Below are 14542 nucleotides of genomic sequence, written 5' to 3'. Positions count from 1 at the left end.
AGTTAAGAAAATGTTATAATAAAATAAAGGAGTAATTATGAAAAGGTGTTTTATAATAGCTGGCGGAAATTTTGACGGCTTTTTTGATGAAATATGTGAAAATGATTTGGTGATTACAGCTGATAAAGGCTTTCGTTATGCGGAGATGGAGAAAATAAAAATTGACTATGCCATAGGAGATTTTGATTCGACAGATAGGCCTGATTTTAAAAACATCATAGCCCTAAATCCTATTAAGGACTTCACAGACACAGTCGCAGCCATAAGGCTTGCAATAGATAAGGGCTATAGGGAAATTATAATCTATGGTGGCCTAGGAGGACGAGAATCTCATACGATTTCAAATATAAAAACCCTCCTCCATTTTAAGAAAAAGGGTGTAAATATTTCTCTAAAGGCAAGGGGCAAGGAAATTTTTGTCATAGATTCTAACTTTTCTTATAAATTCAATGATAAAGATTTTTATGTATCAATTTTTGCCCTAAATGAAGAGTCCATCCTTTCGATAGACGGTCTTGCCTATGAGCTTGACTCTTATAAAATGAGTCTTGATGATAGCCTGGGAGTTTCTAATCAGACTAAGGGATGCGATTTTAAAATTAGCTTGGATGCGGGCTATTTGCTAATAATTTTTGAAGATTTTTCTATATAAAAAGCTAGCAGGCCTAGGCCGCTAGCTTTTTTCTATATATCTTTTAAATTTTCTGCTCTTATTTCTTCGTAAGTTTTTTTCCTTAAATTTTCTATTTCTTCTTCACTGATATTTTTATTTTTAAGTTTCTTTTTGGTATTATCTGTCACAAGTGTGTAGATCACAGTTGCAAGCGGTATAAAGGCAACCATACCAAATACTCCGAAGAGTCCCCCGCCTATTACTACTGAAACAAAGATCCAAATAGCAGGTAGGCCTTGGTGCTTGCCTATTACAAGTGGATAAAATATCTGTTGTTGGACTTGTTGTAATATTAGGATAAATATCAAAAATATAAGAGCCTTGGCTGGCGAATAGATAAATATCAAAATCATACCGATGGCTGTTGCTGAAAATGCTCCAATGTATGGAATAATATCAAAAGCTCCCATAAGAATTGAAATCATGCCAGCTGATGGCAACCTTAGGATGAGCATTCCTATAAAGCAAGCCACACCTAGGGCAATGCATGATAAGATTTTAGTTTCAAGAAACCTTGAAAATGATGCATAGGATAGTTTTGATACATAGATTATATTTTTGGCTACATCTATTGGAAGATGGGCAAAGATAAATCCTGTTATCCCATCTGCAAGTCCATTTCTATTTAGGCTGACATATATTGAAAAAATAAAGCCGATACCAAGGGCTAGGATTCCTTGTGATACTGTATTTATAATTGATCCAGTCTTATTCAGTATATTTGATTCTGAATTTAAGAAATCTTGCAAGAAACCTGTCACAGTCCTACTTATCCCATCTAAATCTAGACTTTGAATCTTAGTTTCTAAAATATGGCTGGCCTTTTCTAAAAACTTGTAATCATCCAAAAAATCTACAAGCGAATCAAAAAATACGGGTATATTTTCGCTAAGCTTGGTAATTGCCCTGGAAAGCTCTGGTATTAAAACTGTTAGGACTATTGTCACCATTGCAAAAAATATTATCCATGAAATTGCCAAAGATAGGGTGAGGCTTAGGTTTTTATTTTTCTTAAAAACATCAAATCTTGATAAAAGGTCATTGTGAAAAAAATTGACCGGAAGATTTATTATAAAGGCTATAACCAATCCGTAAACTAGAGGCCTAAAAACCTGATAAGCCCTTGATAAAAATTCTCCAATCTTATCTATATAAAAAAATCCAAAATATATAGCTATCAGACAAAATCCTACAAATATGTAACGTCTTGTCTTGCTATCGAGTAAATCTCTCATATTCTATCTCCATACTAAGAGGCCCGCTTAGCAGGCCTTATTTTTAGTAATTATTTTGCTTTTTGTCAGCGTCAGAATTTGCTTGTTGTTTTTCTTGGTATTCTTTTCTTGTTAGAACATCCACAACATCCACATTTATTGTCACTACTTCAAGACCAGTCATCTCTCTAACATTAGAACTTACTACTCTTTGAATGTTGTTAAAGATTTCCCTAGCATTTTTGCCATATTCGATTATTACATCTAGGTTAATCTTTGCTTCTCTTTCTCCAACTTCTACATTAACACCTGCAGTTCTCCTATCGCTGGAGCCAAAAAATGATCCTATAGAATCAGCAATATTACCCTTCATTTCAAGGATACCATCCACTTGATTAATGGCAATTCTAGCAATCTTAGCAACTACCTTATCTTCTATGATAAGCTTGCTTTCTTCATATTCCAATTCTCTACCATCATTTAGGTCTTTTTTTATTTCTTTATTTAGATTATCTGTCATGTCTACTCCTTAATTTACAATTTTCCTAATTATTTGAAGCACTCTTACATCTTTATCAAAATAAGCTCCGATCAAATAGCCTATTACCATCACTAACCAGATTCCCAAGGTCTTGAAAAAACCAAAGTTAAATAGGCAAATAAGGGTGATGAGGCTAAGGATTGTAGAGTTTATTTTCCCTTTGTTTAATCGATAGAAAGCAAGAAGAAATTTTTTATTGTTTTCTCTATTATCAAGCTTTCTCATCTCTACATCATATATAGTATGATTTGTATCCTTGTTAATTTCTTCCATATTCTCTCTTCTCTTTTTGCTTTTCCTTCTTTTCAATCTTTAGGTCGATTTTTATATCATCAATTCCTGTAAGATTGTTTAAGCCCTTTTTTATCTCTTCTCTTACTCTTTCGGCAAGCTTGTCGATTGCTTGATCTGAATAGTCATCTGCTAAGATTTTTGCCTCAAGCTTGTTATTGTCAATAATTTTAGCCCTTGCCTTTATGGTTTCAAGTCCTAAAAACTTATTAACTGAGGATTTTATCGAAGATTCTAGAGATCTTTGGGCTATAAGCACACTTCCCTTTTCATCTTCAATCAAGACGTCAAATCCCTTGTTGGAATTTTGTCTAAGTACAATAAGCAAAACTATTGCAAAACCTATGAGTAAGATGCCTACAGCCATGAAAAAGAATTGAACAAAGGCTTCATTAGATACTAGTCTATAAAGATATTCATTGTAGACAAAGGCTTCAAAAACAGCCTGGCCATCAATTCCAAAGGCCAAAAATAAGGCTCCTAAGAGGATTAAAACTATTAACATCAAAGAATAGAGAAATTTCATTAATTTTCCCATATTTTTCTCCTTAGGGTATAAATACCCTTGTTTTTTTCCTTTTAATCATCTTCTTCTAATTCTAAATTAAGGTCTAGCCATACTTCATCAAGGTCATCTCTTTTTTCCTCAAGATCTTTGATTTCTTTAAAAACTTGGGCGACCCTATCTTGGTCGTTATAAAAGCCCTCAGCAAGGCTTTCTTTTGTGAGGTCTTTGATAAGGAGGTCGGTTTCCTTCATTTCCCTTTCTATGTCTCTAATCTTGTTCTTTTTAGCCTTAATTTCGTTTTTCTTTAGCTTTTCCTTTTTTCTTTCCTTTTTGATTTGGGTCTTGCTTACTACTTGTCTTTCTTCATCTGTCAGGCTTGCTTCCCTTAGCTTTTCCCTATAATAATCGTAGTTGCCTAAGTAAAGATCAATCTGGTCATTTTTCATATCTAGGATTTTGCTTGCGATTTTATTTAAGAAATACCTATCGTGGGAAATTATCAAAAGAGTCCCCTCAAAATCTAGGATGGCATCTTCTAGAATTTCCTTTGAGTCAATATCCAGGTGGTTAGTTGGCTCATCCATGAGGATGAAGTTACAATCTGATATCATTAGCTTAAGGAGGGATATCCTAGCCCTTTCCCCACCGGATAGTTCGCTAATCTCTCTGAAGACATCATCATCGTAGAACATAAATTTGGCAAGGTAGGACCTTATTTCAAAATTTGTAAGCCTTGGGTAAGCCTCTCTTATCTCATCAAAGATGGTGTTTTCTAAGTTTAGAGATTTTTGCTCTTGGTCAAAGTAGCCTATGTTTACAGATTGGCCAAGCTTGACATTGCCTGCATCCGGCATCTCTTCCTTGAGGATTATTTTAAAAAGCGTGGTCTTACCTACACCATTATCTCCGATTATGGCTGCCCTTTCATTTCTATAAATATCAAAGGAAATATTTTTGAAAATCTCCCTATAGTCAAAGGATTTGGCTAATTTATCTACCTTTAGGACATCCATGCCTGATTGTATTCTTGGGCTAAATTTAAGGCTCATGGTGTCCTGTAGTTCGATTGGCTTTTCCATTTTTTCCATCTTATCTAGGAGTTTTTGCCTAGACCTTGATTGGGATATACCTCTTTTTCTCTTAGAGCCTCCCAGGTTTTTGAGTCTGTCGATGATTTCTTCTTGGCGTTCGATTTCTTTTTGCTGGCTCTTATATTGGTGGAGGTAGACGTCTCTGTCTTTTTTCCTCTGGGTCATGAAGCTGGTGTAGTTGCCATTATAGGATGTAAGCCTTCCATATTCTAGGACCATCATCTTATTTACTGTGGCATCTAAAAAATACCTATCGTGGGATATTATTATTACTGTGCCCTGGTAGTTTTTGATGAAGGTTTCTAGGAAGTTTATTGCCTTTATATCTAGGTGGTTGGTTGGCTCATCTAAAAGGAGAAGGTCTGGCTTTTCTAATAAAAGACCTGCTAGCTCTACCCTTGCCTTTTGTCCACCTGATAAAACAGATATTTCCTTATCGAAGTCCTCCCTATCAAAGCCCATGGCTGTTAGGGTTCCTTCTAGCTCACTTTTGATGGCATAGCCATTTTTCTGGTGAAAAAGGTCAGATTTTTTTGTGTACTCATCCATTATCTGGGCAAGTTTTTCATCATCCTTTTCCTGGCTCATCTTTTTTTCAAGCTCTCTTATCTCTTCTTCAAGCCTTATCATATCATCAAAGATGGCTAGACAATATTCATAGATTGTCATATGGCTATCTATGCTTAAAATCTGCTCAAGATAGCCTACTTTAACTTCTTGGGGGATAAAGATTTTTCCCTCATCTGCTCTTAAGTTTCCTGTTAATATATTAAAAAGGGTAGACTTGCCAGCCCCGTTGATTCCAACTAGTCCTGCCTTGTCCCCCTTTTCTAAATTAAAACTTAGGCCAGAAAATATTTCCTTACCGGGATATTCTTTGGCCAAGTTTGATACGCTTATTACATTCATCTAAAATATAAAATCCTCTGGTGAATTCATAAAATATGTTAGGGTAAATAGAGATTCATCTAGGTGAACTGATTCTATTACCACTCCATTTTTTACCTTTAGGTCTACTGGTGAGAAGTTCCAAATACCTTTGATTCCGCCTTCGCAAAGTATATCCGCTATTTCTTGGGCTACTGTTTTTGGTGTTGCTATTATACCTATATCTACCTTGTTATTTTTTAGGAAGTCTCCTAGGTCATCGATTTTTTGCACCTTTAATTCTTCGTGTGTGAATTCTTCCTTATCAAAGACTGCTTCAAATTCATAGCCTAGATCTCTAAAGGACTTGTATTGGTAGAGGGCATGTCCTATATTACCATAACCTATTAGGACTATCTTATAACTTTTATCTACTCCAATTATCTTTGATAATTCACCAATTAATTCCTTTACATTATAGCCATAGCCTTGTTGGCCGAAGCAACCGAAGTGGTTTAAATCTTGTCTAATTTGGCTGGCTGTAAGGCCTGTTATCTCGGATAATTCTTTAGAAGATACTCTGATTATTCCTTTTTCGTTGATGCTTTCCAAATACCTGTAGTATTTTGGAAGTCTCTTGATTACTGACAATGATATGTTTTGCTTGCTCATAAATTATCCTCCGCTTCCTTGTTCTTAGCCTCTTCTAAAAGATGAGTATTTAATATTTCCCTATCTTCATCTGTAAGCTTATCTGAATTCTTCTGACTATCGATCTCAGCTATTATTGCATTTAGCTTATCATCTCTTCTCTGCCTAAGCTCTTCCTCGCTAGCTTCTTTTATTTCTTCCTTAGGCTCTTGGTCCTTCCTTCTATGTAGGAGAGCGTTTATCATGTGGAAAAAGTAAACCACTATCAAGCATGAATAAAATATCAGCTGATTATTAGCTATGAAAAACTCGTTGTTTACGGCTAGGTTTGTGGGCAAGACCCTGACAAATCTTGCCAAGGCTGACAAACCGTGGATTGATAATAGCCCAAAGGCTAGGCTTGTGACTATGGCTGTAAGTATTGAATATCCTCTAGCATTTTTATCTAGGAGGACTGAAAAACTAAAAACTAGCATCAATATCCAGCTTAGGATAAAGGCGATATACCAGCTTAAGTTAAAAAACCATGAATCCACAAACCTTTGAGAGATAGTTAGAAGAAATAAGATGACTACCAAGAAGACAAGCTCAATGCTAAGTCTTCTTTCAAACTTATTTACCATCTATATCCTCCTATTTTTTTGATTTATATCTCTTTGTTGCGTCTAATATTTTCTTTCTTATTCTTAGATTATGTGGTGTAACCTCGATTAGTTCATCTTCTTCTACAAATTCCATCATTTCTTCTACACTCATCTTTTTAGCTGGTGTAAGGACGATGGCATCGTCATTTCCGCTTGCCCTGGTGTTGGTCATCTTTTTCTTTCTGCAGATGTTTACATCTATATCTAGACCCTTGGCATTTGATCCTACTATTAGGCCCTCATAGATTTCCTCACCTGGCTCTATGAATAATTGACCCCTAGATTGAGCTGCATTTAGACCGTAGGCTGTAGCTATTCCCTTTTCTGTGGCTATTAGGGAGCCTAATTGTCTCTTATCAAGGTCGCCCTTGTATCTATCATAACCTTCAAATTCGGTATTGAGGATGCCTGTTCCCTTGGTGTCGGTCATAAATTCTGTCCTGTAACCTATTAGTCCTCTGGCTGGTATTCTAAATACAAGTCTGGTGTAGCCAGATGATGATGGGTGCATATCAATCATTTCACCCTTTCTACGGCCAAGCTTATCTATAATTGATCCTGTGTATACCTCATCTACATCTACTGTTGCAATTTCAATTGGCTCTAGCTTTTTGCCATTTTCATCGCTCTTAAACATTACTTCAGGTTTTGATACTTGGAATTCATAGCCTTCACGTCTTAGGTTTTCAATAAGTACTGATAAGTGAAGCTCGCCCCTACCTGATACCTTGAAGGCTTCTGTTGTATCTGTTGGTTCTACTCTTAGGGAAACATCTGTTTCTGCTTCCTTAAGCAGCCTATCCCTAAGGTGTCTTGAAGTAACATATTTACCATCACGACCTGCAAATGGTGAATCATTTACCGAAAAGGTCATAGCTAGGGTTGGTTCAGATATTTTGGTAAATTCAATTGGTTCATGGTCTCCTTCTGTACCGATTGTATCACCTACATTTATATCTTCCATACCTGATAGGGCTACTATTGAACCAAATTTCGCTTCTTCTACTTCTACCCTGCTTAAGCCGTCAAATTCATAAATTGTGACTACCTTGGCCTTTACAAGCCTGTCTGGCTCATTGTAATTTGTGATTACCGCTTGGGCATTTTTCTTAATTATTCCGCATTCAACCTTGCCTATAGCTATGGTTCCTAGGTATTCATTATAATCTGTTGTTGAAACTAAGACCTTAAAACCTGTATCTTCTTCCGCTTCAAAAGCTGGTGTGTATTCTATAATTGTATCTAGAAGGTCTGTCATATCTTCCTTGACTACGCCCTTTTCAAGTGATGCCCAGCCATTTTTGGCTGATGCATAAACAATAGGACTTTCAAGGTAGGATTCATCTGCATCTAAAGATATGAATAGATCTAGGATTTCATCTTCTACCTCATCAATTCTTTCATCTGGCCTATCAACCTTGTTTATACAAATGATGGCAGGTAGACCTAATTCTATAGCCTTTTTAAGTACAAACTTAGTTTGTGGCATTGGGCCTTCGTGGCTATCTACTACAAGTACAACAGATTCAGCCATGTTTAGAACCCTCTCAACCTCTCCACCAAAGTCAGCGTGGCCTGGTGTATCTATAATATTTATTTTCATATCCTTATAGGATACTGCTGTATTTTTGGCAAGAATTGTAATACCACGTTCTTTTTCGATTGTATCAGAGTCCATGACTCTCTCTTTTACTTCTTCATTATCTCTGAATAAACCTGATGTTTTTAAAAGACCATCTACTAGGGTTGTCTTACCGTGGTCTACGTGGGCAATAATTGCTACATTTCTAACATCTTCTCTTAACATATTTCCTTCTTTCTTACTAACAAATTCTATCAATATATTATACCTAACGTTAATTAATTATCAATAATTATCAACAAAAAAAGTGCTTTTAATTTAGTTTATCAAAGCACTTCATATGTATATTAGACAAGCTATTGCATTTTCACAAACTACTATCCTGTCCGACAAAGATTCAACAAGTCTGATTCCCCTGCCATTTTCTGCAAATAAATCGACAGTCTGTTTCCTACAAATTCCACTACCCTCGTCTTTTACCTTTATATATGAATAGGTATCTGTAAGTTTGACACATATTTCTATAAGTTTAAGCCTATCTTTCATATTGCCATGCTTATAAGAATTGCTCGTCAATTCATCTAATATCAGCCTAAGTTTGAAGATATAATCCTGATCATAGTCCCTATCTTCTAACAAAGCTAAAAGCTTATCTCTAAATTTTTTTATATCTTTAAGGTCAGAATTTATGACCGTCCTAATTATCTCCATAGCCTCTCCTAACTACTTCATACCCGATTTTTATTTTTAATATCATATTTTTAAAATTTACAGAAAAAATAACAAATTTTAATTAGAATTGAAATTTTCTGTTACATTATAGAATTTACGGGTATAATGTAATTACAAGAAAAAATGAAAGGAGACATTCAATGAAATACGTTTGTACAGCATGCGGATATATTTACGATCCAGCAGAAGGTGATGTTGATAACGGAATTGAAGCAGGTACAGAATTTGATCAACTTCCAGAAGATTGGGTTTGCCCAGTATGTGGAGTTGGCAAAGACATGTTCGAAGCTCAAGAATAATAATACTAAAATAGAGGCCACAGGGCCTCTTTTTTTAGTAAGAATCTATATCATTTTTTTCTTTATTTCTAATTACTATTCCAATTGATATAAGTATGCTTATGACTAAAATTACAGCTACTATTACTACAGGCTTTTTAAGAAAACCTAGATAATCCCTTTCTTCTTCCTCTGCTGGTGCTAGGGCATAAATCTTACTTATATCATCATTATGGTTGGCCTTTACCTCTTTGGTGAGTCTTTTCTTAGGCTCTTCACTTTCTTTTTCTGGCAATCGAGCATTAGCTTTATTATCTTCACTTACATCTATACTTATTGACTTAATCTTATTTGCCGCTTCATTTTCAAGCTGTCTTTTCTGGCTAGGTGTCTTGGCCTCTTGTATCTTTTGGCTATAGTCCTTTATCACTTTCTCAGTCTTTTTATTGACCTGATTTGAAACAGTGCTTGTATTTGAATTATTAGCCTTGATTGTAACTTTGACTTCTTCTAATGCCTTGGCAAGATTTGAATTCTTATCTAGCTTTTCAACCAAATCATCTACAGCCTTTTGGACCTTTTCATAATCAGCCTTTTCTTTTTTGCTAACATCGCTTGCAGGCCCTGCCTCTTTCTTTGGACTTACATCTTTTGTGCTTTGCGCTTCTTTAGTTTCACTTTCAGGACTATTTGCTTCACCCTGCTTTTTAACTTCTTCTTTGACGGGCTCTTTTAAGGGTTGAACCTTTTCTTCTTCGAGGGTCTTAGTATCTTCTTTTATTTTTATCTTATCAGCTGGCTTTTCAACTTCTACTTCCTTTACAGGCTGTGTTTCTTCCTTAGGCTCAGCATCCTGGGCGTAGGATATACCTACAAAAGACAGGCTTAAGGCAGCGATTAAGAATATTTGTAAGATTTTTTTCACGGCCTTAAGCCTCCTTTCTAAATCAGTCGCTATCTAGCTGATCATCTGATGAATACCAGCCTTTTCCAATAATTGATGAAGTATTTAATATAGTTATAAAGCAATATGGGTCAACCTTTTTGATAAAGGACCTAAATCTTGCCTGTTCAAATTTGCTTGTCACACACAAGAATACAGAAATATCACTTCCTGCATATAGGCCCTTGGCACTTATCACAGTTGCCGACCTATTTAAGTCTACTTTTATAAACTTGCCAAGCTCTTCTGTCTTTGAGCTTATGATTATAAATAATTTGGCCTCATTCATTGACCCTATCATTACATCTACGCAAATCCCCTTCATGAGCAAGCCTAGGATTGAAAATAATCCAATCTCAACTCCGAATATCTTGATGGCTGCTATGGTGAAAAGCGAATCTACCACTAGAAGGGCTTTTCCTACCTGAAGAGAGGAGTATTTTTTAATTATCATCGCTATTATATCAGTACCCCCACTTGATGCAGCTAGATTAAATAAAATAGCTGATCCAACTGATGACATGAGGAGGGTAAAGATTAATTCTAGCATCTTATTGCCAGTTAGGGATTGATGAATGGGAACAATTCTTGCTAAAAGCAAGGCTGTTAGGGAATTAAGTATGGCCACATAACCTGTTCTTATGGTAAATTTCTTGCCAATCACAAAAAATCCAATTACCAATAGAACTAAGTTATAGAATAGGGTAATCTGTGGCCTTGTAAAGGGAACAAACATGGATGTGATGATACTCATACCCTCTACCCCACCTATTACAAAGGAGTTTGGATATTTGAAAAAATGAGTACCACAGGCCATTAGTATTGATGCAAAACTCATCCAGAAAAATCTGTATTCCTTTGATAGAGTATTTCTCTCATCTACATTTTTGGCTTGCATCTGTTTGCTTTCTTGATTGTCAAAAGATTGGTTGTCTTTCAATTTTCTTCTCCATCATTAAATATTTACAAGTCTAGTATATGTTACAATTATACAATGAACCAACTTTTATGCTAGGTATATTAAGCAAAGTTGGCTCATTTATAATTTTTATATTCTATTAGTCGTTTGAATAGTTATCAAAGTAGCCTTGGATTAGGACTACTGGTGTTCCCTTATCTCCTGAACCTGAGATTAGGTCTGATAGAGAACCTAATAGGTCAGTAATTTGTCTAGGTGTAGTACCTAGGGTCTTATTCTTATCTGTGTTTTGGTCCTTTTCTTTGACCATCTTTTTAAATCTCTCTGCAGCTTCTTCGCTAGATAAACCGGTTAATTCATTGTCAGCTACATATTTTAATTTAAGCTCATTTGGTGTACCCTTTAGACCTTCTGTAAAGCCTGGTGATACAACAGGATCTGCTAACTCCCAAATATGGCCTACTGGATCTTTGAAAGCTCCATCGCCATAAACCATAACCTCAATATTTTTGCCAACTACTTCGATAATGTTTTTTTGAAGTCTTTCAACAAAATCTTGAGCATCTCTAGGAAATAGCTTAACAACTTCACCTGTAGATAGGTTTGAACCTAAAAGTCCATAAGAAGGATTGTATCCTGAACCATCTACTGGTCCATCAAGTATCTCATCAAGCTTAAGGATAGTCTTACCACCTGCTTCTACAAGTTGTCTTTTAACTAATTCTCTATTATGAATAGAGCTTACTAAAACATTGTCTGTAAATTTAAGAGCATCTACCGGATTGTTTAAAAAGTGAATTTCAGAATTTGGTGCAAGTTCCTTGTAAAATTCTGGATAATCCATACCAGTAAATAAGTGCTTATAATCTCCAGCAACCTCTCTAAATTCCTCAAGAGAAAGGACATCCTTGTAAGGATTTATATTAGAATTAAATAAATCCATCTCATCCATAAGTAGGTTACCTACTTCATCTGATGGATAGGATAGACAAATGTGAAGCTTTTTGCCAGATTTAGCAAAAGATTTAAGCAAAATAGAAAATCTATTTCTACTAATGATAGGAAATAGAATCGCAACCTCATCAGCCTCAAACTTATTATCAAAATCCTTAGCTATTTGATCAGAATTTGCATAGTTTCCTTGGCTTCTAGCCAAAAGAGACTCAGTAACCGCAATTACATCCCTGTCGTGAAACTTAACTTCTTTAGATACTTCTTTAACCATGTTGGTGACAATTTCTACTAAATCATCACCTGTTTTAATGATTGGTGCCCTAAGGCCCATCGCTGTTGTTCCAATTATTCTTGACATTATTAATCCCCTTTCATGGAAATTATACATCCGTTTTAAATAAATTTAAATAGTCTATAAAGCTAAATTTTAAATTAATTTATATTTCTAAAAAAACTAAAAATTTCTAAAAAATCTAGCTCTTAGCATCAAACTTTTCCTTGCATTTTGGGCACCTAACCTTAATCTTGCCCTTGTTTTTAGGAATCCTAAGTTTCTGTCCGCAGGATGGACAGGTTACATAATTATAGGCCCCATCCTTTTTATTTCCCCTATTAAAAACGCCCTTGATAGGATTTATAACACTATCTAAAAACATCCTATTTTCCTTGCTCCTCTTTATAGAATTAGCGCTCATTGACCTAAATATAGCGTAAATTACAATAAGAGAGGATATGATATTAATAATAGATGAATTGGTAAAATAAGCCAAGATAAGAAGACCTATAGCCAGGCAAATTAAAAATATACCATATTCATCAATTCCATTTCTTTTTTCCACCTAATCACCCACAATCTCTTCCATAACTTTGGCAATATCACCATTTATAACATAATCAGCACGGCTATCCCTACTAGTAGGGTCCTTATTTATAAGGATAAGCTTATGTCCCCTATAAAAATCTATAAGGCCAGCTGCTGGATAAACAACCAAGCTAGTCCCGCCGATAATCAAAACATCAGCATTAGCAATAAGATTAATAGCGTAGGAAATATTATTTTGATCAAGACCTTCACCATAAAGAACAATATCAGGTCTAACAAGACCACCACACTCATCATAGTGAGCCTCTTTTTCAAAAGATTTGACATATGCGAGGTCAAAATTCTTCCCACACTTAGTACAATAATAATCTCTCAAATTGCCATGAAGCTCGATAACATTTTGACTACCTGCCTCTTGGTGGAGACTATCCACATTTTGAGTAATCACAGCCTTAAGTTTGCCCATCTTCTCAAGCTTAGCTAGGGCATAATGGGCAGGATTTGGCTTAATACCATCAAGCATAAGATTATCCTTGCAATAAGTCATAAACTGGTCAGGATGATCAACCAAAAACTCATGGCTAAGCATATATTCAGGTGAATAACCAGAGTTATTCTCCCTATTATAAAGGCCAGTAGCAGATCTAAAGTCAGGCACACCTGATGCGGTAGAAACCCCAGCCCCTCCAAAAAATACTATATTGTTAGAATCATCTATAATTTTTTTAACTTCCTTAATTGTATCCATGATAATCCTTTCTATACATTCATTATAATCTTAATAAGCCATCTTACAAGAAAATAAGCTTAAGATTTTACAAAGTAAAAAATATATGGTATCATAATTCTAGACCCGAAAGGCAAGTAGAGTCTTATTTATAAAAATAATAAAAAAATCGATGAAAATATTTGACAAATTAGTTTATACATCGTATACTATAATAGTCAGTGGTCACCGGGGTGTGGCGCAGCTTGGTAGCGCGCGTGTTTTGGGAACATGAGGTCGAAGGTTCGAATCCTTTCACCCCGACCAGATAAAAATAAGCAATCAGAAATGGTTGCTTATTTTTTTATATAAAATTGAACTAAATATGAAAGGATGTAATCCTTTTACCCATAAAGGCCCCTTGATTTGGGGACTTTATGCCGAAAACTAGTGCACTTAAACATCCATTGAGTTTGGATGTTTAAGGAGAAAAATCAGTGCGGTAGCAAGAAAAGCTTACGAAGTAAGCGGTTTTCTCAGCACGGAAGAGTTTGCGTAGCAAACGGATTTTCGTACGTACAGATAAAGGCAATCAGTGATGGTTGCTTTTTTATCTTTTAAAATATAATATTTTTACAAATTTGGTATCGTTTGCCTTGTAGTGTTTAAGGAGTGACCATATGAAAAAACTTGTATTTTTTCTTATTACAATTTTTGCCCTAACAGCTTGTTCTAATAACAAAATTAATAATGAAGCTAATATGAATTCTAATGAGAATGTAAAGTGGGATTTGATTCCTATGATCGTTATTAATGATAAGCTCTATTTATATTCAGGAGAAAAGAAAGTCTACGATGAGCTGACAGATTTTGATGGAGAAATTGGTTCTGAAGTTGAAAGTACTTCAAAACACACTAAAAACAACCAATCAAATTTCGACACAGGTTTCAAATACAAAATCCTAGATGAAGGAAAAACCATCAATCTTTACATAGATGATAATAAGATGATAATTTTTAAGACGGAAGAAGACAGGAATTAGCCAATTCTATCCTAAAAATTTTCAAATCTAAAAACACAAGCTGAGCATAGGAGCTTTGACCTGAACCCGTAAACACGGAATA

General features: G+C 35.2%; 17 protein-coding genes and 1 tRNA gene. 4 read left to right on the top strand and 14 right to left on the bottom strand.

The window, feature by feature from the left end:
• Positions 1-37: 37 nt before the first annotated feature.
• Positions 38-652 carry a thiamine diphosphokinase gene (locus ACCQ42_RS07480; RefSeq protein ID WP_410035804.1) on the top strand — a complete coding sequence of 205 codons (615 nt, stop codon included), beginning with the start codon at positions 38-40 and terminating at the stop codon, positions 650-652.
• A 32-nt stretch (positions 653-684) separates the two neighbouring features.
• Here the strand turns inward: ACCQ42_RS07480 and ACCQ42_RS07475 are convergent, their stop codons facing one another.
• The 9 genes from ACCQ42_RS07475 to ACCQ42_RS07435 all read right to left on the bottom strand — a co-directional run bounded on the left by ACCQ42_RS07475 (position 685) and on the right by ACCQ42_RS07435 (position 8773).
• Positions 685-1908: an AI-2E family transporter gene (locus ACCQ42_RS07475; RefSeq protein WP_265236085.1), complete on the bottom strand. Its 1224-nt coding sequence runs from the start codon at positions 1906-1908 to the stop codon at positions 685-687.
• A gap of 43 nt (positions 1909-1951) precedes the next feature.
• On the bottom strand, positions 1952-2407 hold the full coding sequence (locus ACCQ42_RS07470; RefSeq protein WP_106460938.1) for an Asp23/Gls24 family envelope stress response protein: 456 nt from the start codon (positions 2405-2407) through the stop codon (positions 1952-1954).
• Positions 2408-2416: 9 nt separating this feature from the next.
• A complete protein-coding gene (locus ACCQ42_RS07465) occupies positions 2417-2701 on the bottom strand; it encodes a DUF2273 domain-containing protein (protein WP_265236088.1) in 285 nt (94 codons plus the stop codon).
• Entirely contained in the window at positions 2688-3257 is a 570-nt protein-coding gene (gene amaP / locus ACCQ42_RS07460) for an alkaline shock response membrane anchor protein AmaP (RefSeq protein ID WP_265236090.1), read from the bottom strand. Before amaP ends, ACCQ42_RS07465 begins: the two co-directional genes overlap by 14 nt.
• 41 nt (positions 3258-3298) lie before the next feature.
• Positions 3299-5227 carry a ribosomal protection-like ABC-F family protein gene (gene abc-f / locus ACCQ42_RS07455; RefSeq protein ID WP_410035803.1) on the bottom strand — a complete coding sequence of 643 codons (1929 nt, stop codon included), beginning with the start codon at positions 5225-5227 and terminating at the stop codon, positions 3299-3301.
• Entirely contained in the window at positions 5228-5857 is a 630-nt protein-coding gene (locus tag ACCQ42_RS07450; RefSeq protein ID WP_265213566.1) for a redox-sensing transcriptional repressor Rex, read from the bottom strand. It lies immediately after the preceding gene.
• Entirely contained in the window at positions 5854-6459 is a 606-nt protein-coding gene (locus ACCQ42_RS07445; protein WP_265213564.1) for a hypothetical protein, read from the bottom strand. Before ACCQ42_RS07445 ends, ACCQ42_RS07450 begins: the two co-directional genes overlap by 4 nt.
• Before the next feature lie 10 nt (positions 6460-6469).
• Positions 6470-8287, bottom strand: a complete 1818-nt coding sequence (typA, locus tag ACCQ42_RS07440) for a translational GTPase TypA (RefSeq protein ID WP_106460944.1) — start codon at positions 8285-8287, stop codon at positions 6470-6472.
• A gap of 111 nt (positions 8288-8398) precedes the next feature.
• Complete coding sequence (locus tag ACCQ42_RS07435) at positions 8399-8773, bottom strand: ATP-binding protein (protein ID WP_106460945.1); 375 nt, start codon at positions 8771-8773, stop codon at positions 8399-8401.
• 161 nt (positions 8774-8934) lie between these two features.
• Here ACCQ42_RS07435 and rd point away from each other — a divergent pair, with 161 nt between their 5' ends.
• The gene (rd, locus tag ACCQ42_RS07430; RefSeq protein WP_004833839.1) at positions 8935-9093 is read left to right on the top strand and encodes a rubredoxin; all 159 of its coding nucleotides are present in this window, start codon (positions 8935-8937) and stop codon (positions 9091-9093) included.
• A 34-nt stretch (positions 9094-9127) separates the two neighbouring features.
• On the opposite strand, the gene ACCQ42_RS07425 is transcribed toward rd, so the two are convergent.
• From ACCQ42_RS07425 to ACCQ42_RS07405, 5 genes are all read right to left on the bottom strand, one after another.
• Entirely contained in the window at positions 9128-9997 is an 870-nt protein-coding gene (locus ACCQ42_RS07425) for a hypothetical protein (RefSeq protein WP_410035802.1), read from the bottom strand.
• A gap of 22 nt (positions 9998-10019) precedes the next feature.
• Positions 10020-10955, bottom strand: coding sequence for a YitT family protein (locus ACCQ42_RS07420; protein ID WP_399525096.1), 936 nt, complete (start codon positions 10953-10955; stop codon positions 10020-10022).
• 118 nt (positions 10956-11073) lie between these two features.
• Positions 11074-12246 carry a coenzyme F420-0:L-glutamate ligase gene (locus ACCQ42_RS07415; protein WP_410035801.1) on the bottom strand — a complete coding sequence of 391 codons (1173 nt, stop codon included), beginning with the start codon at positions 12244-12246 and terminating at the stop codon, positions 11074-11076.
• Positions 12247-12361: 115 nt separating this feature from the next.
• The gene (locus ACCQ42_RS07410; protein ID WP_410035800.1) at positions 12362-12727 is read right to left on the bottom strand and encodes a zinc ribbon domain-containing protein; all 366 of its coding nucleotides are present in this window, start codon (positions 12725-12727) and stop codon (positions 12362-12364) included.
• Positions 12728-13459: an NAD-dependent protein deacylase gene (locus ACCQ42_RS07405; protein WP_410035799.1), complete on the bottom strand. Its 732-nt coding sequence runs from the start codon at positions 13457-13459 to the stop codon at positions 12728-12730.
• Positions 13460-13667: 208 nt separating this feature from the next.
• Between ACCQ42_RS07405 and ACCQ42_RS07400 the strand changes: the two genes are divergently transcribed.
• Both ACCQ42_RS07400 and ACCQ42_RS07395 read left to right on the top strand, forming a co-directional pair.
• Positions 13668-13744 (top strand) — tRNA-Pro (locus tag ACCQ42_RS07400).
• 353 nt (positions 13745-14097) lie between these two features.
• Positions 14098-14460 (top strand): membrane lipoprotein lipid attachment site-containing protein, encoded by a 363-nt coding sequence (locus ACCQ42_RS07395; RefSeq protein ID WP_265236108.1) that lies wholly within the window; start codon positions 14098-14100, stop codon positions 14458-14460.
• Positions 14461-14542: the final 82 nt, after the last annotated feature.

It is taken from the genome of Anaerococcus kampingae (assembly GCF_046365475.1).
GTDB lineage: Bacteria > Bacillota > Clostridia > Tissierellales > Peptoniphilaceae > Anaerococcus > Anaerococcus kampingae.
Note: the sequence above shows the minus strand (reverse complement) of the source record. Positions and strands in the feature narration are given on the sequence as shown.

Bases quoted from the DNA above. Each gene is read 5' to 3' on its own strand.
- ACCQ42_RS07480 (WP_410035804.1), top strand. From the start codon at position 38: ATGAAAAGGTGTTTTATAATAGCTGGCGGAAATTTTGACGGCTTTTTT.
- amaP (WP_265236090.1), bottom strand. From the start codon at position 3,257: ATGGGAAAATTAATGAAATTTCTCTATTCTTTGATGTTAATAGTTTTA.
- ACCQ42_RS07445 (WP_265213564.1), bottom strand. From the start codon at position 6,459: ATGGTAAATAAGTTTGAAAGAAGACTTAGCATTGAGCTTGTCTTCTTG.
- rd (WP_004833839.1), top strand. From the start codon at position 8,935: ATGAAATACGTTTGTACAGCATGCGGATATATTTACGATCCAGCAGAA.
- ACCQ42_RS07395 (WP_265236108.1), top strand. From the start codon at position 14,098: ATGAAAAAACTTGTATTTTTTCTTATTACAATTTTTGCCCTAACAGCT.
- abc-f (WP_410035803.1), bottom strand. From the start codon at position 5,227: ATGAATGTAATAAGCGTATCAAACTTGGCCAAAGAATATCCCGGTAAG.
- typA (WP_106460944.1), bottom strand. From the start codon at position 8,287: ATGTTAAGAGAAGATGTTAGAAATGTAGCAATTATTGCCCACGTAGAC.
- ACCQ42_RS07450 (WP_265213566.1), bottom strand. From the start codon at position 5,857: ATGAGCAAGCAAAACATATCATTGTCAGTAATCAAGAGACTTCCAAAA.
- ACCQ42_RS07405 (WP_410035799.1), bottom strand. From the start codon at position 13,459: ATGGATACAATTAAGGAAGTTAAAAAAATTATAGATGATTCTAACAAT.
- ACCQ42_RS07435 (WP_106460945.1), bottom strand. From the start codon at position 8,773: ATGGAGATAATTAGGACGGTCATAAATTCTGACCTTAAAGATATAAAA.
- ACCQ42_RS07465 (WP_265236088.1), bottom strand. From the start codon at position 2,701: ATGGAAGAAATTAACAAGGATACAAATCATACTATATATGATGTAGAG.
- ACCQ42_RS07475 (WP_265236085.1), bottom strand. From the start codon at position 1,908: ATGAGAGATTTACTCGATAGCAAGACAAGACGTTACATATTTGTAGGA.
- ACCQ42_RS07470 (WP_106460938.1), bottom strand. From the start codon at position 2,407: ATGACAGATAATCTAAATAAAGAAATAAAAAAAGACCTAAATGATGGT.
- ACCQ42_RS07415 (WP_410035801.1), bottom strand. From the start codon at position 12,246: ATGTCAAGAATAATTGGAACAACAGCGATGGGCCTTAGGGCACCAATC.